Here is a 24,232-nt window from a genome sequence, read left to right on the forward strand (position 1 = left end):
GGCCAGTAGCGCGTCCTGCACCCAATTGCGGGAGCGATCCGGAGTCGACAGTCCACTCGCCCGGGACCGCGACATGGTCCTCGACCTGACCACCCGTGACGGAAACCTGGACGCCTGAGGCACGGTCTCCGGTCCGGCGATCCGCGCCGCCCTGGCCTCCAGGGCCCAGCGTGGCCTCACCGAGTTGCACCGAGAGCTGCGGCCACCTGAGCTCACTTCGCAACTTCGGATCCAATCCTTGGATATCTGTATCCCCTAGGTACAGTGCCAGTATGACCGTCGCGCTGGCCGCCCCGCATCCCGCCGCCCTCGACGCCGCCCGGACGGTTGTGGCCGCCGGAGGTGGCGCCGTCGACGCGGCGGTGGCCGGCGCGGCCGCGCTCGCGGTGGCCTACCCGCACCAATGTTCCGCCGGCGGTGACCTGGTGGCGCTGTTCCGGCCCGCCGACGGCGGGACACGGGCGGTGCTGTCGATCGGCGCGGCCGCCACCGGTATCGACGTCGCCACGCTCGCGCGCCACGAACGGATGCCGTTCGCCGGGCCCCTGACCGTCACGGTGCCGGGCGCGGTCGCGGGTTGGGCCGGGCTCGCGACGCTCGGCGCCCGATTACCGCTGGCCGACCTGCTGGCGCCCGCTATCGCGCTGGCCGCCGAGGGCGTTCGGGCCAGTGAAGGCCTCCGGAGGGCGACCCGGAATCGGCTGGACGCCGTCCGCGCCGACCCCGGCCTGGCCGCACTGCTGATCGACACGGCGGGTGAGCCGGTGGACGTGCTCCGCCAGCCCGCACTCGCCCGGACGTTGAGCACGATCGCGGATGACTGGACGTCGTTCTACCGCGGCCGGCTCGCCGAACGGCTCCTGGCCGGGCTCTCCCGCCTGGGCAGTCCGCTGGAGGCCGCGGATCTGGCGGCCCACCGTGCCGAGGTGGTCGAGCCGCTCTCGACGACGGTCGGCGGCGTCACCTGGCATGCCGCCCCACCGCCGGCCCAGGGTGCGACGCTGCTGGCGTTACTGGGCTCCGACGACCTGCTCACCGACGCCCACCGCGCTCAGTTGGCTCGGGACGCCCTGCTGGGGGACCCGCGAGGAGGACCGGTCGACGTCGACGGTCTCCTGCTGCGGTCGCCGGTACCAGCAGGCCGGGAAGACCCTTCCCCCAAGCCCCGCGGCGACACGGTGGCGGTCACCGCCGTGGACACCGACGGCACCGCGGTGACGCTGATCCAGAGCGTCTTCCAGAGCTTCGGGTCCGGCCTGCTGGAGCCCGGCACCGGCCTGGTGCTGCACAACCGCGGCGCGGCGTTCAGCCTCCGGCCCGGGCACCCCGGCCGGCTGCAGCCCGGAGTCCGGCCGCCCCACACGCTCTGCCCGGCGCTGGCCATCACGGAGGACACGGTCGTCGCCCTGGGCTGCCAGGGCGGCCGATCACAGGCCTGGATCCTGGCCCAGGTAGCCGAGGACGTCGTCGACACCGGCGACCTGGCGTCCGTGCTGGCGCGGCCCCGCTGGGTGATCGGCTCCCGCGACCTCGGCCGCACCGTCGACACGCTCCTGCTCGAGCCGGGCATCCACGGGCTCGGGGCTACGGCCGCAGCACTCGGGTTCGCCGTCGAAACGGCGGCCGGGCGCCACGACGACGCGGGACACGTGCAGGTGGCCCGGTTACGCAACGGCGTGGTCGACGCTGCGGCTGACCCGCGCGCCGATGGCCTCGGCGACACCCTCACCAGGAGTCGGTGATGCCGGCACCCACAGCGCTGACGTTCGCGGGCGCCGAATATGCCGGACGACGCCACCGCGTGCGGGCGGAGATGTCCCGCCGGGACATCGACCTGCTGCTGGTGACCAGTCCGTCGAACCTGTACTACCTGTGCGACTACGCCGCGTCGTGGTACCCGCCCCGGTTGCCGGTGGCGCTGGCGCTCCGGGCGGACTCCGAGCACACGGTCTTCTTCGATTGGGTCCGGCACGCCGATCACGTCGAGCACAGCACACTCGCCGACGAGGCGGCCTACTACGAGTACGGCGAATCCGCCGCCGTGATCTCCGGGTTCCTCGCCGCTCGCGGAGCCGGTGACGTCGTCGCGCTCGAGTGGTCGTCTCCGACACCGTCGCCGCAGGTGGTCAACGAGCTGGCCGACGCGCTCCGATCGGCCGGCCTGCGGGTGGAGTCCGGAGACTGGATCGTCGACGACGTCCGCCTCTACAAGTCACCTGCCGAGCTCGATCGGGTGCGCGCGGCGGCCCGGATAGCGGACGCCGCGATGCTCCGCCTGCAGTCGGCCATCCGGCCCGGCATGACCGAGCTCGAGGTGTCCGCGCTGGCCACCTCCTTCCTGGCGGAGCAGGGCGGCGAGGTGGCGGCCCAGAACCCACTGGTGTCCTCCGGCCCCACCGCCTGGCGTGACGTCCACAATTTCCCGTCCGGCCGCAGGCTTCAGGAGGGGGACCTGATTTCTCTGGACCTGTCCGGCGTCGTCGACCGGTACCACGCCAACCTGGCCCGGGTCTTCAGCCTCGGCCGGGAACGACCCCGGCCGGCCGCCTGGCTGGCGGCTTCCGGGCGCGCGCTACAGACATTTCTGAACGACGCCCGGCCCGACGCCGACCCCGCGCCCGCGATGCACGCCGCCGAAGTCACGCTCCGCAGCGAGGTGCCCGCCGAGAACATCTGGTGGGCCGGGGGGTATTCGCTGGGGGCCTGCTTTCCCCCGAGCTGGGGTGGCCACGCCTACCTGCACAACGACGGCCCGACCGACGTAGCGCTCCGGGAGGGATGGGTGTCCAATTTCGAGACCGTGCTGGTCGACCGGGCCGAGGGCTGGGAACTGGCGCCGATCGACACCGTCGTGATGACCGCGACGGGGGCGGAAGTGCTCTCCGCGCTACCCCGCACGATGGTAGTCGTCCCGACGACCTGATCCCCGCTCCACGGCGCCCCGAGACGCGAAAAGAGACTCCGTGCCCAGCCATCCAGAGGCCACCGCTCGGGCCCGCTCCGTCCGGGACGTCTCGGAGCCGATCTCACCGTCGCGCAGGGATACGCGGCCGCCCGGAAGACGGCGATCAACCTGCTCGGCCTGATCGACCTGGCGGAAACCCGGAACCCCTGACGGGGGAGCTCGCCGGTCGGCGTCGGCTACTGCCCGAACATCGCCCGCCGCGGGTTGTCGACGACCATCTCATGCAGAACGTCCTCGCCGATGCCCGCCCGCACGGCCGCGGCGCGGAACTCCTCCAGCACGAACGTGAGGCCCGGGTCTCCGAGCGCGGCCTGATGCGACCGCTGGCTGACGTCCGGGGACAGCAGGATCCGGCGGTGGTGCCCCTCGTCCACCAGTTGCTTGAGGTACTGCACGCGCCGGTCGAGCTCCCACGGCACCAGCCGGCCGCCGCTCTTGCAGGCCGTCATGCAGTCGTACTGGATCCAGACGCCGCGATCGAGCAGGTCCCGGTGGTAGCGGATCTCCTTCACGGTGTCGGTGTGGCCGACGACGATCCGTTCGGGATCGACCCCTCACCGGTCAGCAGCTCGACCTGGTGTAGCCCGGCGGGAAACGTCGGGGCGTGCGTCCCGGATCGCACTCGACGACGCTCATCGAACCCTCTCAGTGGCAGCAGGAGTCGCCGGTGGCGGCGTGCTTCCTCGGTGCGGGCAGGTCCAGGGCCGGGCTCCGGTCGAAGAACCCGTCGGGTTCCAGCCGCATCCCGATGCGGTGTGCGGCCATGATCGGCCACTCCTCCGGACGCGGGTCGTGGTGCACACCGACGACCGGCCAGAGCACCAACTCCGCTCCGTCCAGAGACCGGTCGGCCCGCTGCCAGACGTGCACGCCGTCCTCCCCCAGCGGCGCCTGGTTCGGGTACTCGCCGGCGATGAAGCGTTCCTGCGAGTCGTACGCCGAGGCCCACAGGTGCCGGGAAACGAACGGGGCCTTGCGCTCGACCACGCTGCCGGGACGCGCGAAGAGACGGGTCGTGTTCGGCAGCGTCAGCCGGTACCCGGTGGCGTCGCCGAACCGGTTGGTGCGGGTCGTGCTCTCCACCAGCCAGTGCACGGCCCGGGCCGGGTCGGTCCGGCGCGCCGCGTCGGCCTCGGTGCGGATCGGGGTGCGGACCATCTTGCAGGCGTTGCCCCAGGGGTTGAGCTCCTCGTCCTCCTCGACCTCCGCGTGGATCTCCGACAGCCGGTTGAGCGGCCCGTCGATCCCGGTGTCGAGGCGGAGGCCGAAGTAGTGCTGGTGGTTGGGTGCCTGGACGTTGGGGCTGACCAGGCGGCCGTACGCCGGAACGGTGTCGTCCGCGATCCCGGAGACCGACAGGATCCCGGTCAGCTTGATCTCGAGGTCGACCATCCCGTCCTGGTAGAAGTTCCAGTAGAACCCGTAGTCGTAGTTCGCCACCGTCGCGAAGAACGACACGACGAGCCGTCGGCTGCGGCGGACGTCGGCCTCGCCCGTGCGGGTGTTGACGTGCTTCCAGAGGATCGAGTGGTCCTCCTCGTGCAGGCAGATCGCATTGCTGATCGTCCTGGCCTCACCGTGGCCGTTGAGCACGGCGGCGTCGAGGTAGCGGATCTCGCCGAGGCAGTCGCAGCCCAGTTCGAGGGAGGCCGTGAGCGGCCCGGCTCCGTACTCGCCCCAGTCGAAGAAGTTCTTGCGGTAGGCCGTCGGGTCACTGTCGAGGTAGGGCACGTACATCTCGTTGACCGAGGCCCGCTTGAGTACCGGCCGGACCTGGTCGCCGTCGTGGTAGTTCACCTCGTGCAGGACCAGCCCCTCCCGGTGCGTGAACCCGACCCGGAACGACCAGTTCTGCCAGGTGACCAGGCTGCCCTGGATCTCGAACCCGACGCCGTCGGGCTGGCTGATCTCCAGCCCGGAGACCTCGCGATCGGGGCCCCACGATCCGGAGCGGTAGTTGCCGTGCTCGGAGGCCATCGGCAGTACCCCGTGGTCCTCGATCCGCAGGACTTCCAAGCTTTCGAGGTCGAGGATCGGCACCAGCCCGGCCACCGGGCGGGCGTACCCGTTGTCGTCAGCGGTCTCGCGGTGCCAAACGGTTCCCCAGGACAGCCGGCGGTCGGCCAGGTCTTCGGGCTCGAAACCGGTGATCGACTCGGGGTCCACCCACACCAGCGACGGATCGGTGATGCCGCGCTTCGCCAGCGCGGCCTGGAACGCGGGGTCCTCGCGGCACGCCTGGGCGATCAACCGCGCCTCTTCGCTGGAGACGCCCGGACGCCGGGCGTCGACGGTGCTCCACGAGCCGATCGACGCGTCCCGATCGGTGCCTGCGGTCCACCCCGTCACTTCCCAGGCCGCGTGCTCGTCCGGGTTCATCACGACCAGCCGGACCGGCCGGCCTTCACCGGGCGCCAGGTTCCGGGCGAGCGACTCTTCGACCGCGATGCCCCAGAACCGGGGCCGCGCACCGAGGCGGGGATCGGTGCGGAGCAACGCTACGACACCGGCGATCTCTTTCTCCGTCAGCGGGTCGGACCAGTGGGCGGAGCGGCTCATACGAATCTCCTCGCAGGGATGGGGAAGACCACTCGGCCACCGACAGCGGTCTGGAGTGTGCGTGCGTTCCGGAACGCCTCGGGCCCGGCAGCGACCGGGTCGATGTCGAAAACGGTCCAGTCGGCCAGACAGCCGGCCCGGAGCATGCCGCGGCGGTCACCGGCGAACGACGCGGCGGCCGCGGCGGACGTGTAGCCGCGGAGGGCTTCCTCCATCGTGATCGCCTCCCCGGGCGCCAGCGGCGCGTCGAACCCGCGCATCCGGCGGGTGACCGCGGAGTGGATCAGTTCGCGCGGGTCGAACGGGAAGAACGGGCCGTCCGAGCCGAGCGCGACCCGCGCGCCCGCGTCCAGCCAGCTCCGCATCGGGTTGAGCGTGTGCGCGGACTCCCCCAGCTTCCCGACCAGCCCGGCGGCGTTACGCAGCGCGATCGAGGGCTGCAGGCTCGCGACGACGCCGAGCCGGGCCGCTGTGCGCATGGCTTCGACCGGCGTCTCCAGGTACCCGTGGATGATCTGCCACTGCCTACCGGCGATCGACGCCGTTGCGTCGGCCGCTTCGAACGCGGCCACCACCGCCGTCACGGCCGCGTCGCCAACCGCGTGAACCCCGATCGACCATCCGTTCTCCGCGCAGAAGCCGGCCAGCCGCGCGAACTCCTCCGACGGAATCCGCTGGTAGCCGCACGAGCCGGTGTCCGGCCACGGCGTCGAGCGCAGGGCCTGCGACTTCATGCCCTCGCCGTCGAAGTAGACCTTGATGCCGCCGAGGCGCAGGACGTCGTCGCCGAAACCGGTGCGCACGCCGATGCCCCGCAAGCGCTCGATCGCGGCGTCGACGCCCGCGTCGACGTCTGGATACGGCATCGCGACGACCCGGATCGTGAGCTCCCCGGCCTCCCAGGCGGCCTGGTAGGCGGCCACTTCCTCGTCGGTGGCCGCCGGGTCGATCACGCCGGTCAGCCCCAGTTCGTGCAGGAGCGGCTGGATCCGGCGCAGCCCGGCCAGTCGATCGGCCGTCGTCACCGGAACACCGTCCGGGTCGTCGGCGAGCCCGGTGGCGTCCATCGTCGCCAGGAAGTCGGCCAGCGGGTGCTCGGCGTCACCCATCTCCTGCAGCAGTTTCACCCCGCCGCGGACCAGGTGGAGGTGGGCGTCGATGAGCCCGGGGAGCACCGTGGCGGTCCCGACGTCGTGGACCGGCGTCCCGGCCGGGCAGGAGGCGAGCACGGTCTCCCGGTCTCCGACCGCGACGATGCGGTCGCCGTGCAGTGCCATCGCCTCGGCGAGCGGTCGCTCGGGGTCCATCGTGCGCAGGTTTCCGGCTACGACGACGATCACCGCGCCGCCAGCCAGGCGTGCACGTCGGAGGCCCGCACCAGGGCGTCGCGCTGGAGGTACCGCACGGCGTCGAGCGCGGCCAGGTGGGCCTTCTCGCTGGAGCCGCCGACGCAGTCGGTGAGCACTTTGACGTGGTAATCGTGTTGGTGGGCGTCGACCGCCGTGTAGTGGATGCAGACGTCGGTGAGCCCACCGACCAGCAGCACCGTCTCCGCCTTGTACGCCTTGAGCACGATCTCGAGCTCGGTGCCGAAGAAGGCGGAGTACCGCCGCTTCCGGATCACGAACTCCTCCGGGCGCGGCTCCAGCCATCCGGCCAGTTCGGTCTCCGGCCAGCCCTCGACGCAGTGCGGGCCCTCGGCGCCGTCCAGCTCGCGCCCGATGTCGACGAGTGAGGGCTTGTGGACCTCTTGGATGAACACGACCGGCACGTCGTTCTCCCGGCAGGCCGCGATCAGGTCGCGGACCCGGGGCGCGCGCTCCTGCCTGCCGCCCATCTCCGGGATCTCGCTCTGCGAGGCCTCGGCCGGCACCGAACCGCCCTGGATGTCGACGACGATCAGGACCGCGTTTCCTACGACGTTCATACTGCCCTCTCTCCGCGGTCGAGCAGCCGGCGCGGCTCCTCGACGAGCATTGCTGCGACGCGGCTCTCGGAGACGCCGTCGTCGAGCAGTTCCGGCACGATCCGCCCGAGCAGGTGCTCGTAGCCGTAGCCGCCGTAGTGGCGCAGCTGCGCCTTGGTCCAGGTGGAGCCGCCGAGCACGAACCGGGCCTGCGGGTGGTCGGCCAGGAAGTCCCGGAAGAACGCCAGCCGCTGCTGGTCGGACGGGTTCTCGACGCGGCCCTTCTGTCCGGCCTCGGTGCCGAAGCACATCTCCAGGACGGCGCCGGCCGCGGTCAGCTCCGCCCAGTACCCGGCGTCCAGATATTCGTCGGCGTTGGTGAACACGACCCGGTCCGGCGGCAGGTCGCAGGCCGTGCAGAGCGCGAGCACGTCGAGGCCGGGGCGGGCGTGCTGGTCGAGGCGGACGGTCAGGGCCGCACCCGCGCGGGCTGCGGCCCGCGCGCCGGCCCGGAGCCGCATACGCTCCTCGGCGGTGACGTCGCCGGTGGTGCCCATGATGCCGAGCAGCCCGGCGCGATAACCGGTGCCCGGTACGGCGTCGGTCAGCGCGAGGTAGAAGTCGTCCTCCAGCTCGGCCTCCCCCAGTGCGGCGATCGGGGACGGCAGCGTCCGCGGGAGGTAGGTGCCGTAGGAGCACACGATCGTCATGCCGGAGCGGCGCGCGATCTCCGGTAGCGCCGCATGGGAGGGCCCCAGACCCCAGGACGTTGCGTCGACCACCGCACGCTGCCCGGCGGCGACGGCCAGCGACAGCTCCTCGACGGCCAGCTCCGGATCGTCGAGGCGCAGGTTGTCGGCGAGCGCCAGCTGATTCCAGCGCAGGTGTCCGAGCATCTCGACGGTGACCTTGTCGCCGGCCGGCGCCGGCCCCCGACCCGGCCGGTGCAGACGGGAGGAGTCGGCCAGTACGTGGTCGTGCATCGAGGTCACGCCCAGGCCGGCCGCTGAGAGGGGGCCGAGGACGGTTTCGATCACCACACCCACCTTCCGCAAAATTGGATCCACTATAGGATCGCATGGATCCCTAAATGGCGACAGAGGCGAGGCGCATGACGCTCTCCGAGAACGACCGCTACATCCTCGAACACCGCGTCGCGCCGCTGATCACCGCCGACGTCATCGCCGAGCAGCGCGCCGATCCGTTCGGCCGGCAATCGCCGGACCTGACCGAGGTGCTGGACTTCCTCCGGCGCAGCCCCGATCCCGACCTACCCCGCTACATCGTGCTGGATACCGCCGACGGCTACGAGGTCGCCGTCCGCGCGGACACCCCCGGCGATCCCCCGGTGTCTCTCGCACCGCGCGAGGTACTGCCCGACCGCGGCGCCGCCGAGCATGCGATCTTCCTGCACCGTCTGCGCGACTACGGAGTGGCTCGATGAACGGTCTGATGGGTTACACCGGCGTCGTCTCCGCCGAACCCGGCGACGTCGTCGACCTGTTCGTCAGCGCGACCGGGGCGGAGTGGACCGCCGATCTGGTCCGGCTCTACGCGCTGGAGATCCCCAGCGCGGGCGTCGCGCGCCGGGAGGAGCCGGTGACGGCCGTCGCGCCCGTCACCCGGCCCGGCCTCGACCAGCCCAGCCCGATCGGCTCGTACGTCCTCGTGCCGCCGGACCCGTCCGACACCGCGGACGTGGCTCTCACGCTGACGTTCCTGCCGACGGCACCCGGCGGCACCGCCCAGACCGTCTTCGGGCAGCGCAACGAGGCCGGCGACCAGGGCTGGACGTTCGGCCTGGACGAGGCCGGTCACGCCGTGCTGACCGTAGCCACCAGCGGGGGAAAAGCCACCGCGACCACGGACGTCCCCCTCACGGCCGGCTGCTGGTACGCCGTCCGGGCCACCGTGTCCGGCGGCGTCGCCGAACTGACCGTCACCCCGGCGGGAACATTCGAGAACAACCGGGTGGTCACCGGGGTGGTCGCGCCGGCCCCGGCACGCACGACACTGACCGGCGAACCGGTCCGGGCCACCGACAGCCCGATCCTCTGGGGCGCCGGGTACCTGGCCGACGGTCGCTTCCCACGTGACTGCTTCGACGGCAAGATCGAGAACCCCACGCTGGGGACGCTGCGCTGGGACCTCGCCCACGGTATCGGCCGTGCGGGTTTCGCGCGGCCGAGCCACGTCGAGGAGGCGAACGGCCGCCACGGGCGGGCCGTCAACCACCCGACCCGGGCGGTGACCGGCTCGACCTGGGCCGGCGACACGATGGACTTCCGCTACGCACCGGACGAGTACGCGGCGATCCACTTCCACCGCACGGACATGACCGACTGCGGCTGGGAGTCGCAAACCACGATCGCACTCCCGGACACGCTTCCCAGCGGCGTCTATGCGGTCCGGCTCGTCGACTCCGACGGGCTGGAAGACCGGGTGCCACTGATCGTGCGCCCGCCCGCCGGGACGACGACCGCCGACGCGGTGCTGGTGCTGCCGACCAACTCCTACCTGGCCTACGCCAACGACCACGTGGGCGTCGACAGCCCCCGCACCCAGGTCTGGGACCAGGCCGTTCAGGTGCTCGACCCGTGGTGGCTCTACCGCGACGCGCATCGCGAGCTGGGCCTGTCGATGTACGAGTCGCACTCCGACGGGCACGGCGTCTGCTTCTCCAGCTGGCGGCGGCCGATCCTGACCCTGCGCGCGACCGTCTACAACCACGACGGCCCGGTCTGGCAGTTCACCGGTGACCTCCAGCTGATCGACTGGCTGCAGGCCACCGGGCGCACGGTCGACGTCGTCACCGACCTGGACCTGCACCGGGAGGGGCCGGACCTGCTCCGGCGGTACCGGACGGTGCTCACCGGCACCCACCCGGAGTACCCGTCGCAGGAGATGCTGGAGGCCTACGAGACCTACGTCGGCGAGGGCGGCCGGCTGATGTACCTGGGCGGCAACGGCATGTACTGGGTGACCGGTTTCGACCCCGAGGACGAACAGGTCATCGAGATCCGGCGCTGGGGCGCCACCCAGGCCTGGCTGGCCCCGCCGGGCGAGTACCACCTGAGCGTCACCGGGCGGCAGGGCGGCATCTGGCGGTTCCGCGGGCGCCCACCGCAGAAGACGTTCGGCGTCGGGTTCGTCGCGGCGGGCAAGACCAGCGGCTCCGCCGGGTACCACCGGCTGCTGCCCGCCGACTCCCCCGCCGCCTGGATCTTCGCCGGCGTGGAGACCGCCGACTTCGGGTCCTACGGCACGTCCGGCGGTGCCGCCGGACTGGAGATCGACGCGGTCAACCCGCTGCACGGCACTCCGGAGACGACGTTCACGCTGGCCACCTCGGTCGGGCACACCGACGACATCCTGGAGGCGCGGGAGAACTTCAACATGACCAGCCGGGTACTCGGCGGGGCCCGTAACCCCAAGGTGCACTCCGACCTGGTCCTGGTACCCCGGGAGAACGGCGGAGGCGTGTTCTCCGTGGGATCCATCGCGTTCGCCGGAGCGCTGGTGAACGACGACTACACCAGCGAGATCTCGACGCTTCTGGGCACCGTGTTCGACCGGTTCGTCTCCGGCGCCCCGCTACTCGATCAGGAACCGTGACACTCGTTCCCCGATGACGACCACCGGCATCGCGGTGGTCGCTCGGGGGACGCGCGGCATGATCGAGGCGTCCGCGACATACAGCCCCGCGACGCCGTGCACCTGACCGCGGTGGTCGACCACCGCCGCCGGGTCGGACGCCGGGCCCATCGCGCAGGTGCCCACCGGGTGCCAGTAGTTGTCCGGGTTGGCCACCACGTGCACGACCAGGTCGTCACGGGTCGGCGCGGCCGGGCCGGGATGGATCTCCGCACCCACCAGCGCGGCCATCCGCGGCACCGCGGCGATCTCGCGGAGCTGCTGCATGCCCTCGGCGAGCACCTTCGCGTCCCGGCCCTCCGGGTCGCTCAGGAACCGGTGGTCGATCAGCGGCTTGGCCTCCGGGTCGGTGCTCAGGATCCGGACGTACCCCCTCGACTCCGGCTGCAGCGCGCTCGCCCCGCAACTCCACCGCTTCGCGTCGCCGCGGTGGCTCGGGCTGTACGGCAGGAAGTGCAGGTCGAAGACGTCCGGGTCGAAGCTGGACGACGCCTTGGCCATGGCCTGCTCGTCCGGCGCCCAGCCGGCCCGCCGGGCCCGCGTCATCTCCGCCGTCATCCGGTCGCTACCCGCCCAGCTCATCAGCGCGAACGGCTGGTCGTGCAAATTCTCGCCGACGCCGGGCAGCGGCACGACGACCGGAATGCCGAGCGACCGCAGCAGCACGACCGGGCCGATGCCGGAGCGCTGGAGCATCTGCGGTGAGTTGAACGCGCCACCGGCCACCACGACCGTGCCCGCCCGGACGGTGTGCACCCCACCCTGGAACAGCACCTCCACGCCCTCGGCCCGGCCGTTCTCGACGAGCACCCTGGCCACGTGCGCGTCGCCGACGATCCGCAGGTTCGGCCGGGATCGCACCGGGTCGAGGTAGGCGAACGCGGTGTTCCAGCGGATGCCGTCGACGATGTTGTTGTCCTCGGGCGCGAAGCCGACCGTCTCGTCGAGGTTGTTCAGGGTTTCCAGCTGCGGCAGCCCGCGGTCGACGCCGGCGTCGTACCAGGCGTGCTGCCACGGGGTCAGCTCGGCGGCCCGGTAGCGCTTCACCCGCATGCGACGGGTGGCTTCCTCGAACAGCGGGAGCAACTCGTCGGTGGTCCAGCCGGCCGCACCCCAGCCGTCGTAGTCGCGCCGGTGGCCCCAGGTCTGGGTGGTGCCGTTGAAGTCCGAGCAGCCGCCGATCGCCCGGGCCCGCTCGAAGCCGACCCGCACCGGCAGCGTGTCGCCGGAGTCGTAACCCCAGTCGTTCGAGTGGCCCAGCCGGGTTGCGTCCAGGAGGTCGGCCGGCCAGGCGTCGGAGCCGAACGGGCCGAAGTCCGGGCCGGCCTCCAGGACCAGCACGTCCCTGCCGGCCTCGGCCAGCCGCGCGGCCACCACATTGCCCGCGGTGCCCCCGCCGACGATCACGTACTCCGCTTCGAGGGGAAGGTTCACAGCAGGTTCTCCGGTGCGAGGAAGTCCAGATCGGGGCGATCGACGCCCTCGACCAGGTCGGCCAGCGCCGCCCCGATCGCGGGCCCGAACTTGAATCCGTGCCCGGAGCAGGCGGCCGCGACGAACGTGGCCGGACGGCCCGGTACCGCGCCGATCGCGAACCGGTTCCGCGGTGCCATCGTGTACCGGCAGGTCAGCGATGACTCGACCGGCCCGTCGGCGGCCGGTACGTAGCGGCGGACGTACCGCTCCAGCGTCGCGAGCTCGGCGGCCGACGGCGGTGGAGTCCCGGTCAGCGGATCGGGCGGCCCGTCGTCGAGACCGATCTTCACGCCCCGGCCCTCGAACGCCGGAAAGCCGTAGAGCAGGCGCTCGTCGTCGGTCTGGAACGAGAAGACCCCCAGCTCGGGAGCGGTGACGCGATCCGAGGCCGACGAGGAGAAGTACGCGTTGACGATCCGGAGGACGTTCAGTACCGGCGCGAACTCCGGCAGCAGGGCGCCGTTCCACGGGCCGGCGCAGACCACGACCCGTCCGGCCGAGATCGTCCCGGCCGAGGTTTCGACATGCACACCGTCACCCGATTCGGTCCACCCCCGCACCCGGGCCGACTCGATCACCTCGACTCCGGCCACCAGCCCCAGCCGGCGCAGTGCGCGCATCGCGGCGTCGGCGCGCAAGATCCCGGCGGCCGGGTCGTAGAGGGACGTGCTCCCCTCCGGCACCCGCAGCCCGGGGAACAGCTCGGCGGCCTCGTCCGGGCCGACCAGGCGGCACCCGGGGCCGCGCAGGCCACCCTCGGTGCCCGCCGGGCGGGAGTACAGGCCGCCGACCGTGGTGAGCAGCGACTCCCCCGCCGCGTCCGCGAGCGCGTCCCAGGCCTTGTAGGCGGTGTCGACGAACGGGTCCCAGATCGGGTTCGGGTAGGCGCGGCGGATCATCCGGGTCGCCCCGTGGGAGGAACCCTCCTGGTGCCCCTCGGCGAACTGCTCGACCTGCACGACACGCAGTCCGCGCCGGGCCAGCTCCCAGGCGGTCGAACGTCCGTGCACACCGGCGCCGATGACGACGACGTCCGCCCGGCGGCTCGTCGCCGGCGCCGGGCGTGGCCTGCGGATCACGTCCTCCACGGCATCTAAATCGGTCGTGTCGTTGTAGACGTGCACCGATGCGCGGACCACCCGCTCCAAGCCGCGGCGGCCGAGGTCCCACTGCCCGTGCGCGGCGGGGACGGCCAGGACGTGGATCCGGGCCTGGGCCAGCCGGGCCACGGTCTCGCGCGGGTCTTCGCCCTCGACGACGAACGTCACGATTCCGCTGCCGGCGGCCGCCGGGGGGTCGGCCGGCACCACGCCGGGCAGCGCGGTGAGCCGCGCCCGCAGGTCGCCGGCGAGGCCGCCGATCCGCGCGGAGACGACGTCCGGTCCGGCCTCGCGCAGCTGGTCGAGCGCGACGCCCAGCCCGAGCCGCAGCGCGTGCGACGCCTCCCAGGTCTCGAATCGACGGGCGGTGTCGCTCAAGTCGAAGGTGTCCTGGCCGGTCCACTCCGCGCCGCGGACGTCCGGATTGAGCGGCCGGAGCCCGGCGCGCAACCGCGGCGACACGTAGAGGAAGCCGGTGCCGCGGGGGCCGCGGAGGAACTTGCGGCCGGTCCCGAAGATCGCGTCGGCGCCGGTGAGCGCAGCCGTCACCGGTAACTGCCCGACCGATTGGGTCGCGTCCAGGATGAACGGCACACCGGCGGCGGCGGACAGCGCACCGATCCGCGCGACCGGTTCGATCAGCCCCGACGACGTCGGGACGTGCGACGCGGTGACGAACGCGGCCGGACGGCGCAGCGCTTCCGCGAGCGCGTCCAAGTCCACCCCGCCGGAGGCGTCGCACGGCAGCACCTCGACCCTGATCCGCCGGTCACGTTCGAGCTCCAGCAGGCTCAGCGCCATGCTGACGTAGGTCGAGCGGGCGGCGATCACTCGTGCACCCGCCGGAAGCCGCAGGGCGTCGAGCAGCCGCTGCCAGGCCACGGTCGCGCTCTCGACCAGCGCGATGTCGTCGGACTCCGCGCCGAGCAGGCGGGCGACGCTCGCGTACACGGCGTCGGTCTGCGGCTGGCGCAGGACCGCGGCGGCGTACCCGCCGATCTCGGCCTCCAGCTGGAGCTGGTCGGTGACCGCGGCCAGCACTGCCGGGGTGGGCAGCGCCGCGCCGGCGGCGTTCAGATGCCGGTGGCGACTCATCAGGCATCCACTCCCCGCGCGTGTGCGATCATGCATTGGATACATACTTTATCATTTTGGATCCCAGATGAAGCATCCGTCCGTAGCCGTCTCGCTCTGGCTCATCGTGGCCGCGTCCACCTGCGCGTCACTGGCCAACGGAGCACTGACGACGTTGCTGCCCCTGTACGCCGACGACGTGCTGCACCTCGACGCGCTCGCCAGTGGCGTACTGGTCGGTGTCGCCCCGCTCGTCGGCCTGGCGGCCCAGCCCCTCGTCGGGCGGCTCGCCGACCGGAGCGGATACTTCTGCACCTGGCTCGGCGCCGGCGTCATCGGCGTGGCCGGAATCCTGCTCATGCTGGTCAGCGGCGGATTCGGCGGAGCGCTGGCCAGCCGGACGCTGTTCGGCATCCTGAGCTCCGCCGCGGGCACCGTGATGGCCGCCTGGGTGATCGGCATCGTCCCGGCCGCGCAGCGGGGCCGGGCGCTGGCGCGGTTCGGCGTCAGCGTCTGGATCGGACTGGGTGCGGGCCCCCAGTTGGGCCAGGTGGTCATCGACCGGACCGGGTACGCGGGGCTCTGGATCGTGGCGGCGGCCTTGGTGCTGGCCTCCATCGTGCTTGCCAGGCCGTTACCGGAACCGGAACTGCCCGGCGTGGCGCCGCACGCGGAGAGTGGCCAGTGGATCGCGGCGGCACGGGCGGTGCTGCTCCCCGGCACGGTGGCGGCACTCGCCTGGTCGTCGGAGGGCGTCATTCTGACCTTCGGCATCGTGCACCTGCGCGACGCCGGGCTACCGGTCGGCGGCCCGACCGGAGCCACCACCGTGCTCACGGTCTTCGCCGCCAGCGTGATCGCCGTCCGGTTCCTGCTGGGGTCGGTCACCGACCGTCTCGGTCCCGCGCGCACTGCCATCTCCTCCCTGATCCTGCTGGCCATCGCCCTGGTCGGACTCGCGCTGGCGCAGGACTTCCGGGTCGCCGCGCTGTCCGCGGTCGTCCTGGGGCTGGCCTTCGCGCCGCTCTACCCCGCGCTGACCCTGCTCGCCGACGACCGGCTCGACCCCCGGCGGCGGGCCACCGGCCTGGGCATCTTCGGCGCGCTGACCGGGGCCGGTGTCGGCGCGGGCACCCTCTACGGTGGGGCGCTGAGCGCGTGGTCGGGCACGGCGGCCGCGTTCCTCGCGACCGCCGCACTGCAACTGGCGGGGATCGTGCTCACCACACGCCGGCGATGAGCGCCGGTCAGACGGTCAGTGGCGCGACCGCGGCCTCCACCCCGATCACGTGGACGCGGGACGCGTCGAGGCAGCCCAGTCGCGCCTTACGGCCCGGCACCAGGTCGTCGGCGTCCCAGCTCGCCGGTAGCGACGCGACGACCCGGGCACCGTCCGGGGTCTCCAGCTCGAGCCGGTACCGGGTGCCCTGGTAGCTGACCATCCGGGTGACGCCCTCGACCACCCAGCCGTTGTCGGGGGTGTCGGCGTCCACCAGCACCAGGTCTTCCGGACGGATGACCGCGGTACCGGTCGTCGCGTGGGCCGATGCCGCGGGCTTGAGCCCGGAACCGGCGATCGGCAGCAGATTCGCCTCACCGAGGAAGGTTGCGACGTAGGCGTTCACCGGCCGCCGGTAGAGGTCCTTCGGCGAGTCCACCTGCACCAGGCAGCCCTCGTGCATGATCGCGACGCGATCGGACATCGTGAGCGCCTCGGTCTGGTCGTGCGTCACGGCGATCGTGGTGATGCCGACCTCCTGCTGGATCCGCTTGATCTCGACCTGCATCCGCTCGCGGAGCTGTTTGTCGAGGGCGGCCATCGGTTCGTCGAGCAGCAGCACCGCCGGATTCGCCGCCAGCGCCCGCGCCAGCGCCACCCGCTGCCGCTGTCCGCCGGAGAGAGACGCGGGCGAGCGGTCGGCCATCCCGGTCAGCTGCACCAGGTCCAGCATCTCGGCGGCCACCCGGCGGCGCTCGGCCGCCGGCCGCTTCGCGGCGCGCAGCGGGAAGCCGACGTTGTCCCCCACGGTCATGTGCGGGAACAGCGCGTACGACTGGAAGACGACGCCGACGTTGCGCTTGCGCGGTGGTGTGTCCCGGACGTCGTCGCCGCCGAAACGCAGCTCACCGGAGTCCATCGGCTGCAGTCCCGCCACGACGTTGAGCAGCGTCGACTTGCCGCTGCCGCTGGCGCCGAGCAGCGTGACGAACTCGCCTTCGGCGACGTCGAGGGAGATCCCCTTGAGCACCGGGTTGTGCCCGAGCGTCACCCGAACGTCGGACATCGTCAGCGAGACGGTCATGCGGTGGCCTCCACGGGGGCGGGACGGGAAGCCGGGGCCGACCTCCGGCGGGTGAACAGGTTGCCGACGCCGAGCACCAGCAGCGCTGCGAGGGAAACCAGAGTCGAGGCGGCGGTCAGCTCCGGGGTGACCGACTCCTGCGACTGGTTGAGCATCAGCAGCGGCAGCGTGGTGGAGCCCAGCGGCGCCACGAAGACCGCGAGCACCACGTCGTCGAACGCGGTGACGAACGCGAACAGCGCACCGGCGAAAACGCTGCCGGCGATGAGCGGGAGCTCGACCCGCAGCAGCACCATCGGCCACGGTGCGCCCATCGTGGCCGCGGCCTGCCGCAGCGCCGGGTCCAACCGGCCGACGGCACCGGAGACGACGACGAACACGTACGGCAGCGCCAGCACGGCCTCGCCGAGCACCAGGGGGGTGAAGGTCCCGTAGAGCACCGGCACGTCCAGGTTGATCCCGTAGAGGCCGACCGCGTACGCGACCGGCGGCAGCGCGATCGGCGCGATGAACAGCGTCCGCACGACCCGGGCCAGGCCACGACGGCGCAGACGCGCCAAGGCCAGCGCGCCGCCCAGGCCGAACACGGTGGCGATCAGCGTCGCCAGCGCGGAGATCCAGATCGACAGCCAGGCCGCCTGGCCCCAGTCGGGGCTGGTCAGCACCGTCCGGTACCAGTCGAACGTGAAGCCCTCCGGCGGGAAGAGCGCAAACGCGTTGTCGCTGAACGAGGTGGCGATCACGACCGCGAACGGCACCAGCAGCAAGGCCAGCGCCACGACGACGGCCACCCCGAGCGCGACGAACCGGGATCCGCCGAGCACTCCGGCGAGCGGACTCTTCATCCCTAGCCCCACTTCTCGCTGACCCGGAACAGCCGGTCCGCGGTCAGGTAGATCACCAGCGTCGCGGCGACCAGCAGGAGGCTCATCGCCGCCCCGACGGCGGGTTCGTCGGCCTGCGCCAGCTGCAGGTTGATGACACCCGAGACGGTCTGGTTGGCCGGGCCGCCGAGCAGCACCGGCGTGACGTAGAACCCCAGCGAGAGCACGAACACCAGTACGCCGGCCGTGGAGATCCCGGCCGCCAGGTGCGGCAGGATCACGGTGCGCAGCGTGAGCAGCGGCCCGGCGCCGAAGATCGTCGCGGCGTTGAGCTGGTCCGAGTCGAGGCTGTTCACCGAGGCCAGCACCGGCAGCACCGCGAACGGCAGCATCACGCTGATCATCGCCGGGTACATGCCGAGCGTCGTCTGGTAGAGCGTCACGGGTTCGTCGGTGAGGCCCAGGCCGTGCAGCGCCCAGTAGAGGCCGCCCTGCGGAATCTCCAGCAGCTGCCAGCCGAAGGTCCGCACCAGCACCGACGTCCAGAGTGAGAGCAGCAGGGCGACGACCAGCAGCGCCCGGAGCCAGGACGGGGCCACCGCGACGCCCACCGCGTACAGGGTGCCGACCACCACCACCAGCACGGTGACGATCAGCGCGAGCAGCGCGGTGCGGCCGAGCGCGGCGACGAACAGGTCCGCCTCGAACGCGGCGACGAACGCGTTGCCCCCCGTGCTGTCACCGCGCAGCGCCTGGACGACGAGCTCGGCGAGCGGAATGCCCAGCGCGACGGCGAAGAACGCCAGCGGCGGCCAGAGCAGCCAGCGGACCTCGCTCCGGTCGAGCGAGGCCGGGAGCCGCCGGCGCGGGGACCGGACCGTAGCCGGATCCGGCGTGAGAATCGTTGCCACGGGCACGTCACCCTTCCTCACCGGTCCGGGGCGGGAACGCGCGCTCCCACCCCCGGACCGTCCGTCACTTGGCGGCGGCGAGCCAGTCGCCGTAGGCCTTCAGGCAGTCGTCGTACTGCTTGGCGCGAGCCACGTCGTCGACGTCGATGACCTTGCCCTGGTTGGCCTCGGCGGTCGGCAGGTTGGCCATGGTCTTCTCCGGGACGTACTGCAGCGCGTCCTGGTTGCCCGGCGCGTAGTTGGTCAGCTCGGCGAACGCCGCCTGCTTCTTCGGGTCGGTGAAGTCCTTCGCCAGCGCGATCGCGTTCTTCTGGTTCTTCGCCCCCTTCGGGATGACGAAGACGTTCCAGGCCAGCAGCGCCTGGTTCCAGGTGACCGACACGTCGGTGCCGGCTGCCCGCAGCCCGGCGTACTGGCCGGTCGGGCTGAAGGCGATCGAGGCGCTCTTCGAGGCGAGCAGCTGCTGCACCTGCGGGTACTCGGTGTAGAAGACCACATGGCCCTTGAGCTGGTCGAGCTTCTTCACCGCCCGGGTGAGGTCCATCGGGTACAGCTTGTCCGGCGCGACGCCGTCGGCCAGCAGCGCGGCCTCGAACATGTAGTCGAACGACGCCGGCACACCCGGGATCGCCCGCTTGCCGGGGAACTTCGTGAAATCCCAGAAGTCGGCCCAGGACTGCGGACCGCCATCGGGGAAGGTCGCGGGCAGGTAGCCCTGCGCCTGTCCGACCCCGAACGTGCCCAGCGCGTACTGCCGGATGTCGGCGGGCAGCACGTCGTTGGTCCCCGTGCCCGACGGCAGCGCCACCAGGTCGTCCTTGTGGTTGTAGATGTCGTAGACGCCCGCCTGGACGACGTCGTAGTCCCCGGTGCCGCCGCTGAGCATCCGGGCGAGGACGGCGTCGGCGATGGTCGTGCTGGTGACCTTGACGCCGGTCTCCTTCTGGAACGGCGTCAGGAAGACCTTGTCCCGGCTCTTGTGGGTCGGGCCGCCGTAGTCGGCCCAGACGACGGTCCCGGACAGCCCGGAATCCGACGACGACGCGGTGGAGGACGAGGAAGAGCCGCAGGCGGCCAGCGCGAGAGCGGAGGCGGCCGCGGTAGCCGCGACGAGCAACTGTCTGCGGGACAGGGAGGAGGCGGGGGCGAGTCTCATGGGGGCAAGACCTCTCCGGAGGATGACGGGCGATGCGCGAATTGCAGGACGGCCCGGCGGTGTCTAAGAGTGGATCCAATCGTATGGTTACTGGATCCCGGTAGGTTTCGCCAGTGATTCCAGCGTGTTATTCCTTCGATGGGAGCTACAAATGAGCACAAAGACGTCACCTGAAGATCGAGTCCGCGACCTGGGCCTCCACATCCCGGACTATGCCCAACCGCCCTATGGAGGGCGTTACGGGAACGTGAAACCGTTCCACCGCAGCGGAAGCATGCTCATGCTCAGCGGGGTGACCCCGGAGGACCGCGCGGGTAACCGCTTGCACCCCGGGCGCTTCGGCGACGACCTGACCGTCGAGCAGGGCTACGCGGCTGCGCGGATGACGGCGATCAACGCGCTCGGCCTCGTCCGGCTGGCCGTGGGGAGCCTGGACCGGGTGTTCGCGATCGGGCGCAACCTGTGCTTCCTGCGGACCACCGACGACTTCGACGATCTCCATCTGGTGTCCAACGGCGCATCGGACCTCTTCATCGACGTCTTCGGCCCCGAGGCCGGTGCGGGCGGGCGCGCGTCGATCGGAGTGGCCGCCCTGTCACGGCGCAACTGCTTCGAGCTCTGGACGGAACTCGAAGTGTCCTAGCCCGACGAGACGCTGAGTAGGTATCCTCTTTTAGCTACCCTGGATCCAAACGGCCCCGGAACGAAAGCAGCATGGACGAGCAGACACCCTCGCCGAGCGCCCTGGTGGACGACACCGCGGCGGCCATCCGCAAGCTGATCATGACCGGTGAGATCCCGATCGGCGCGCAGCTGCGCCAGGCCGACCTCGCCAACCGGCTGGGGATCAGCCGCACGCCGATCCGGGAGGCCCTCCGCCAGCTGCAGAGCGGTGGTCTGATCGAGGTGGTCCCCAACCGGGGAGCCGTGGTCCGGGTACCCGCCCCGTGGGAGGTCCGCGAGGCCTACGAGGTGCGCGCCGAACTCGAAGGCCTCGCCTGCAAACGGGCCGTGCGTGTCGTCACCGACGACACGCTCGACCGCCTGCGGGAGGCCAACGAGCTGCTGCGCCGGGACGCGGCGCCGGCCCAGACCTCCACCACCGCCGCCAACGACGACTTCCACACGCTGATCCACGAGATCTCCGGCAACGAGCGCCTGGCCAAGGTGATCAAGGAGATCAACGAAGCATTCCCGCGCAACGTCTCCGCACTGGTGCTGCGGGACAGTCCACGGCACCGGGACGACAACTACAACGAGCACGTGCGCATCATCGACGCGCTGGCCGCCGGCGACGCCCGCACCGCCAGGCGCGAAATGCAGGCGCACGTGACCAGCGCCGGCGAGCAACTGGCCCGGTGGTACGAACGCCGGTCCGGGGTCGTCTTCAGAGGCTGATGACGACGCCCTTGCGTTCGCAGTAGCCGAGCACCGAGTCGTCACCGAGGTCACGGCCGAGCCCCGAGTCGCCGACCCCGCCGAACGGGAGTGCGGCGTCGAAGATGTTGTAGGTGTTGACCCAGACCGTGCCGACGCGCAGGGCTCGCGCCATCCGGTGCGCCCGGGACAGGTCCCTGGTCCACACTCCGGCGGCCAGGCCGTACGCGGTGTCGTTGCCGATGGCGATCGCCTCGTCTTCGTCCTCGAAACCGATCACGCCGGCGACCGGCCCGAAGATCTCCTCGCGCGCGATTCGCATGCTGTTGGTGACACCGGTGAACAGCGTCGGTTCGACGAAGTAGCCGGCGCGCTCGGGGCTCCCGCCTCCGACCGCGACCGTCGCCCCTTCCTGCCGCCCGATCGCGATGTACGACAGCACCTGCTGCCGCTGATCCTCCGAGACGAGCGGACCGACGGTGATCCCGCCGTCCAGTCCGTTGCCGACCGGGACCTTCCGGACGGCTTCGGCCAGGCGCTCTTCCATCTCGGCCCGGATCGAGTTCTGGACGAGGATGCGGCTGCCGGCCGTGCACATCTGACCGGAGTGACCGAAACTCGCCCGCATCGCGGTGAGGACCGCGGCGTCCAGGTCGGCGTCGGCGAAGACGATGTTCGGGCTCTTGCCGCCGAGTTCGAGCGTGAGGCGCTTGGTGGTGGGGGCGGCCGCGGCCATGACGAGGCGACCCACTTCCGTCGACCCGGTGAACGACACCTTGGCGACCTTCTCGTGCTGGGACAGCTGCGCCCCGACCCTGCCGTCACCGGTGAGCACGTTGACCACGCCGTCCGGGACGCCCGCCCGGCCGCAGATTTCGGCGAGCCGCAGCATCGTCAGCGGCGTTTGCTCGGCCGGCTTCACCACGACCGGGCAGCCGGCCGCCAGCGCCGGGGCCAGCTTGAACGACGCGGTCATGATCGGGAAGTTCCACGGCAGGATCAAGGCCGCGACACCGACCGGCTCCAGCGTCGTGTAGACGTGGTGGGCGCCGCCGTCGATCGGGACGACCGTGCCGGTCAGCCGGCCGGGCGCACCGGCGAAGTGCCGGAACGCCTTGGCGCCGGAGAGGACGTCGGCCCGGGAGCGTTCGATCGGCTTGCCGTTGTCGCGGGTCTCCAGCACCGCCAGCTCTTCGAGGTTCTCCTCCAGCAGATCGGCGATGCGGCTGAGCACCTTCGTGCGGTCCAGCGGGGCGAGCCCGCTCCACCGCCGGTCGGCATGGGCCGCGGCCGCGGCGGCGACCGCGGCGTCGACGTGCTCCGGGGTGGCCTGGGCGACGGTGGCGATCGGCTCCCCGGTGGACGGGTCGAGCACCGGGAATCGGTCGTCACCGGTGATCCACTCGCCACCGACGAGAAACGGCTGGAAAGTCATGAAGGTCCTTAGAAGAGATCGAAGTACTCGCGCTGTTCCCAGTCGGAGACGTGCGCCAGGTAGCGGGCGAACTCCGCGCGCTTGAGCCCGGCGAACCAGGCGACGACATCCTTGCCGAGCGCCTCGGCGAACGCCGGGTCGGCGTCCAGCGCGTCGAGCGCCTCGCCCAGCGATTTCGGCAGCCCCCCGGCCGGTTCGGCATAGGGATTCTCGGCCGGCTGCCCGGGGTCGAGTTCGGCCGCCAGTCCGTCGAGACCGCTGGCCACCTGGGAAGCGACGTAGAGGTAGGGGTTGGCGGCCGGCTCCCCCGAGCGGTTCTCCAGCCGGATGCCGGAGTCCAGGCCGTTACCCGCCACCCGCACCATTGCGCCTTTGTTGTCCACGCCCCAGACGACCCGGTCCGGCGCCAGCGAGTGCGGCAGGTATCGCTTGTAGCCGTTGACGGTCGGCGTAGTGAACACCGCGGCCGCCGGGGCATGCGCCAGCAGCCCGCCGAGCCAGTGCTTGCCGGTCCGCGAGAGCGGGTCACCGTCGAACGCTGGTGTGTCCGTCGGAATTTCACGCAGGGACTGGTGCAGGTGCCAGCCGGTGGACGCGGTCTCGGTTCCCGCCGGGCGGGACATGAACGTGGCGTGGTACCCGCGCCGGCGGCAGAGCTGCCGGATCGCCGAACGCACCAGCACGACGGCGTCGGCGGCCGTAGCGGCGTCGCCGGCGTCGAGGGTCAGCTCCAGCTGCGAAGGCCCGAACTCCACCTCCAGCGTGCGCAGCGGCAGATCGAGCCCGGTCAGACCGGCGTGCAGCAGCTGGACGACATCGTCGAGGCGGTCGGCGTCCTCCTCCAGCAGCAGCTGCGACCCGCGGCTGGTCGGCGCCACCTCGGAGGGGGCGCCCGGCCGGCCCGGCGCGCCGACCTGATCCGGCTCCAACCCGCCGGCCAGCGATCGGAAGACGTGGAACTCCAGCTCGACGCCGACCGTCATCGCGTAGCCACGGCCGGCCAGCCGGCCCAATTGATCGCGCAGGACGCTGCGGGTGCAGAGCGGCGTCGCCGACCCGTCCGGACGGCGGACGTCGCACAGGATCCAGCCGGTTTTCGCGGCCCACGGCAGCACGCGGAACGTCAGCGGATCCGGGACCAGCACGACGTCACCGGCGCCGGTGAAACCGCCGAAGCCCTCCGCGTCGAAAACGGGGAAGACCGACCGGCCCGACGTGTCCTTGAGCAGCAAGGACGACGGCGCAGTCAACCCCGAGCGCAACGCCGAGGCGACGCCGGCGCGGGCCACGGTCTTGCCGCGCAACAGGCCGTGGTGGTCGGCGAAGGAGAAGCGGACCAGGTCCAGCCCCAGCTCGTCGATCACGCGCCGGACCTGCGCGGCGGCGGCGTACTGCTCCGCGCTCCACAGGTCGTGCCGCTCGATGAAACCGCCGCGCTCAGCGGCGAGCATCGGCCGCGCGCCACCGCCACCGTCGGCGTACGACCGCTCGT

19 protein-coding genes and 1 pseudogene are annotated in these 24,232 nt (G+C 71.6%); 7 read left to right on the forward strand and 13 right to left on the reverse strand.

Features of this window, described 5'->3' with window-relative positions; genetic code table 11:
- Nucleotides 1-272: 272 nt before the first annotated feature.
- Together ACIBZJ_RS05820 and ACIBZJ_RS05825 are read left to right on the forward strand one after the other, a co-directional pair.
- Nucleotides 273-1,742 carry a gamma-glutamyltransferase gene (locus ACIBZJ_RS05820; RefSeq protein WP_395925908.1) on the forward strand — a complete coding sequence of 490 codons (1,470 nt, stop codon included), beginning with the start codon at nucleotides 273-275 and terminating at the stop codon, nucleotides 1,740-1,742.
- The gene (locus ACIBZJ_RS05825; RefSeq protein WP_395925910.1) at nucleotides 1,742-2,923 is read left to right on the forward strand and encodes a M24 family metallopeptidase; all 1,182 of its coding nucleotides are present in this window, start codon (nucleotides 1,742-1,744) and stop codon (nucleotides 2,921-2,923) included. The genes ACIBZJ_RS05820 and ACIBZJ_RS05825 overlap by 1 nt, the downstream gene beginning before the upstream one ends.
- Nucleotides 2,924-3,141: 218 nt before the next feature.
- On the opposite strand, the pseudogene ACIBZJ_RS05830 reads toward ACIBZJ_RS05825, so the two are convergent.
- The 5 genes and pseudogenes from ACIBZJ_RS05830 to ACIBZJ_RS05850 form a co-directional block, all read right to left on the reverse strand.
- Nucleotides 3,142-3,507: pseudogene (locus tag ACIBZJ_RS05830) on the reverse strand (hypothetical protein); the annotation flags it as partial.
- Nucleotides 3,508-3,610: 103 nt separating this feature from the next.
- Nucleotides 3,611-5,524 carry a primary-amine oxidase gene (locus ACIBZJ_RS05835; RefSeq protein ID WP_395925912.1) on the reverse strand — a complete coding sequence of 638 codons (1,914 nt, stop codon included), beginning with the start codon at nucleotides 5,522-5,524 and terminating at the stop codon, nucleotides 3,611-3,613.
- Nucleotides 5,521-6,864: an amidohydrolase gene (locus ACIBZJ_RS05840; RefSeq protein ID WP_395925914.1), complete on the reverse strand. Its 1,344-nt coding sequence runs from the start codon at nucleotides 6,862-6,864 to the stop codon at nucleotides 5,521-5,523. Before ACIBZJ_RS05840 ends, ACIBZJ_RS05835 begins: the two co-directional genes overlap by 4 nt.
- Nucleotides 6,861-7,451, reverse strand: a complete 591-nt coding sequence (locus ACIBZJ_RS05845) for a cysteine hydrolase family protein (RefSeq protein WP_395925916.1) — start codon at nucleotides 7,449-7,451, stop codon at nucleotides 6,861-6,863. Before ACIBZJ_RS05845 ends, ACIBZJ_RS05840 begins: the two co-directional genes overlap by 4 nt.
- Complete coding sequence (locus ACIBZJ_RS05850) at nucleotides 7,448-8,467, reverse strand: phosphotriesterase (protein WP_395925918.1); 1,020 nt, start codon at nucleotides 8,465-8,467, stop codon at nucleotides 7,448-7,450. Before ACIBZJ_RS05850 ends, ACIBZJ_RS05845 begins: the two co-directional genes overlap by 4 nt.
- A gap of 74 nt (nucleotides 8,468-8,541) precedes the next feature.
- On the opposite strand from ACIBZJ_RS05850, the gene ACIBZJ_RS05855 reads away from it, so the two are divergent.
- Nucleotides 8,542-8,874, forward strand: coding sequence for a hypothetical protein (locus tag ACIBZJ_RS05855; protein WP_395925920.1), 333 nt, complete (start codon nucleotides 8,542-8,544; stop codon nucleotides 8,872-8,874).
- Nucleotides 8,871-11,045 (forward strand): N,N-dimethylformamidase beta subunit family domain-containing protein, encoded by a 2,175-nt coding sequence (locus ACIBZJ_RS05860; protein WP_395925922.1) that lies wholly within the window; start codon nucleotides 8,871-8,873, stop codon nucleotides 11,043-11,045. Before ACIBZJ_RS05855 ends, ACIBZJ_RS05860 begins: the two co-directional genes overlap by 4 nt.
- On the opposite strand, the gene ACIBZJ_RS05865 is transcribed toward ACIBZJ_RS05860, so the two are convergent.
- The gene (locus tag ACIBZJ_RS05865; protein ID WP_395925924.1) at nucleotides 11,025-12,518 is read right to left on the reverse strand and encodes a GMC family oxidoreductase; all 1,494 of its coding nucleotides are present in this window, start codon (nucleotides 12,516-12,518) and stop codon (nucleotides 11,025-11,027) included. The genes ACIBZJ_RS05860 and ACIBZJ_RS05865 overlap by 21 nt on opposite strands.
- On the reverse strand, nucleotides 12,515-14,461 hold the full coding sequence (gene solA / locus ACIBZJ_RS05870; protein WP_395926042.1) for an N-methyl-L-tryptophan oxidase: 1,947 nt from the start codon (nucleotides 14,459-14,461) through the stop codon (nucleotides 12,515-12,517). The genes ACIBZJ_RS05865 and solA overlap by 4 nt, the downstream gene beginning before the upstream one ends.
- 103 nt (nucleotides 14,462-14,564) lie before the next feature.
- On the opposite strand from solA, the gene ACIBZJ_RS05875 reads away from it, so the two are divergent.
- Nucleotides 14,565-15,974, forward strand: coding sequence for an MFS transporter (locus tag ACIBZJ_RS05875; RefSeq protein WP_395925926.1), 1,410 nt, complete (start codon nucleotides 14,565-14,567; stop codon nucleotides 15,972-15,974).
- 7 nt (nucleotides 15,975-15,981) lie between these two features.
- Here the strand turns inward: ACIBZJ_RS05875 and ACIBZJ_RS05880 are convergent, their stop codons facing one another.
- The 4 genes from ACIBZJ_RS05880 to ACIBZJ_RS05895 form a co-directional block, all read right to left on the reverse strand.
- Nucleotides 15,982-17,037, reverse strand: a complete 1,056-nt coding sequence (locus tag ACIBZJ_RS05880; RefSeq protein ID WP_395925928.1) for an ABC transporter ATP-binding protein — start codon at nucleotides 17,035-17,037, stop codon at nucleotides 15,982-15,984.
- The gene (locus tag ACIBZJ_RS05885) at nucleotides 17,034-17,882 is read right to left on the reverse strand and encodes an ABC transporter permease (protein ID WP_395925930.1); all 849 of its coding nucleotides are present in this window, start codon (nucleotides 17,880-17,882) and stop codon (nucleotides 17,034-17,036) included. Before ACIBZJ_RS05885 ends, ACIBZJ_RS05880 begins: the two co-directional genes overlap by 4 nt.
- A gap of 2 nt (nucleotides 17,883-17,884) precedes the next feature.
- A complete protein-coding gene (locus ACIBZJ_RS05890; protein ID WP_395925932.1) occupies nucleotides 17,885-18,772 on the reverse strand; it encodes an ABC transporter permease in 888 nt (295 codons plus the stop codon).
- A gap of 64 nt (nucleotides 18,773-18,836) precedes the next feature.
- The gene (locus ACIBZJ_RS05895; protein ID WP_395925934.1) at nucleotides 18,837-19,928 is read right to left on the reverse strand and encodes an extracellular solute-binding protein; all 1,092 of its coding nucleotides are present in this window, start codon (nucleotides 19,926-19,928) and stop codon (nucleotides 18,837-18,839) included.
- A 151-nt stretch (nucleotides 19,929-20,079) separates the two neighbouring features.
- Here ACIBZJ_RS05895 and ACIBZJ_RS05900 point away from each other — a divergent pair, with 151 nt between their 5' ends.
- Nucleotides 20,080-20,571 carry a RidA family protein gene (locus ACIBZJ_RS05900; protein ID WP_395925936.1) on the forward strand — a complete coding sequence of 164 codons (492 nt, stop codon included), beginning with the start codon at nucleotides 20,080-20,082 and terminating at the stop codon, nucleotides 20,569-20,571.
- A gap of 71 nt (nucleotides 20,572-20,642) precedes the next feature.
- Nucleotides 20,643-21,326, forward strand: a complete 684-nt coding sequence (locus tag ACIBZJ_RS05905; protein ID WP_395925939.1) for a GntR family transcriptional regulator — start codon at nucleotides 20,643-20,645, stop codon at nucleotides 21,324-21,326.
- Here ACIBZJ_RS05905 and ACIBZJ_RS05910 read toward each other — a convergent pair.
- Together ACIBZJ_RS05910 and ACIBZJ_RS05915 are read right to left on the reverse strand one after the other, a co-directional pair.
- On the reverse strand, nucleotides 21,316-22,740 hold the full coding sequence (locus tag ACIBZJ_RS05910; RefSeq protein ID WP_395925941.1) for an aldehyde dehydrogenase family protein: 1,425 nt from the start codon (nucleotides 22,738-22,740) through the stop codon (nucleotides 21,316-21,318). The genes ACIBZJ_RS05905 and ACIBZJ_RS05910 overlap by 11 nt on opposite strands.
- 8 nt (nucleotides 22,741-22,748) lie before the next feature.
- Nucleotides 22,749-24,191, reverse strand: a complete 1,443-nt coding sequence (locus ACIBZJ_RS05915) for a glutamine synthetase family protein (RefSeq protein ID WP_395926044.1) — start codon at nucleotides 24,189-24,191, stop codon at nucleotides 22,749-22,751.
- Nucleotides 24,192-24,232 lie beyond the last annotated feature (41 nt).

Origin of the sequence: Cryptosporangium sp. NPDC051539, from assembly GCF_044454545.1 — a bacterium.
Taxonomy (GTDB): Bacteria; Actinomycetota; Actinomycetes; order Mycobacteriales; family Cryptosporangiaceae; genus Cryptosporangium.

Bases quoted from the DNA above. Each gene is read 5' to 3' on its own strand.
- ACIBZJ_RS05820 (WP_395925908.1), top strand. From the start codon at position 273: ATGACCGTCGCGCTGGCCGCCCCGCATCCCGCCGCCCTCGACGCCGCC.
- ACIBZJ_RS05825 (WP_395925910.1), top strand. From the start codon at position 1,742: ATGCCGGCACCCACAGCGCTGACGTTCGCGGGCGCCGAATATGCCGGA.
- ACIBZJ_RS05835 (WP_395925912.1), bottom strand. From the start codon at position 5,524: ATGAGCCGCTCCGCCCACTGGTCCGACCCGCTGACGGAGAAAGAGATC.
- ACIBZJ_RS05845 (WP_395925916.1), bottom strand. From the start codon at position 7,451: ATGAACGTCGTAGGAAACGCGGTCCTGATCGTCGTCGACATCCAGGGC.
- ACIBZJ_RS05855 (WP_395925920.1), top strand. From the start codon at position 8,542: ATGACGCTCTCCGAGAACGACCGCTACATCCTCGAACACCGCGTCGCG.
- ACIBZJ_RS05860 (WP_395925922.1), top strand. From the start codon at position 8,871: ATGAACGGTCTGATGGGTTACACCGGCGTCGTCTCCGCCGAACCCGGC.
- solA (WP_395926042.1), bottom strand. From the start codon at position 14,461: ATGGCGCTGAGCCTGCTGGAGCTCGAACGTGACCGGCGGATCAGGGTC.
- ACIBZJ_RS05875 (WP_395925926.1), top strand. From the start codon at position 14,565: ATGTCGTCGGACTCCGCGCCGAGCAGGCGGGCGACGCTCGCGTACACG.
- ACIBZJ_RS05880 (WP_395925928.1), bottom strand. From the start codon at position 17,037: ATGACCGTCTCGCTGACGATGTCCGACGTTCGGGTGACGCTCGGGCAC.
- ACIBZJ_RS05885 (WP_395925930.1), bottom strand. From the start codon at position 17,882: ATGAAGAGTCCGCTCGCCGGAGTGCTCGGCGGATCCCGGTTCGTCGCG.
- ACIBZJ_RS05895 (WP_395925934.1), bottom strand. From the start codon at position 19,928: ATGAGACTCGCCCCCGCCTCCTCCCTGTCCCGCAGACAGTTGCTCGTC.
- ACIBZJ_RS05900 (WP_395925936.1), top strand. From the start codon at position 20,080: ATGAGCACAAAGACGTCACCTGAAGATCGAGTCCGCGACCTGGGCCTC.
- ACIBZJ_RS05905 (WP_395925939.1), top strand. From the start codon at position 20,643: ATGGACGAGCAGACACCCTCGCCGAGCGCCCTGGTGGACGACACCGCG.
- ACIBZJ_RS05910 (WP_395925941.1), bottom strand. From the start codon at position 22,740: ATGACTTTCCAGCCGTTTCTCGTCGGTGGCGAGTGGATCACCGGTGAC.
- ACIBZJ_RS05915 (WP_395926044.1), bottom strand. From the start codon at position 24,191: ATGCTCGCCGCTGAGCGCGGCGGTTTCATCGAGCGGCACGACCTGTGG.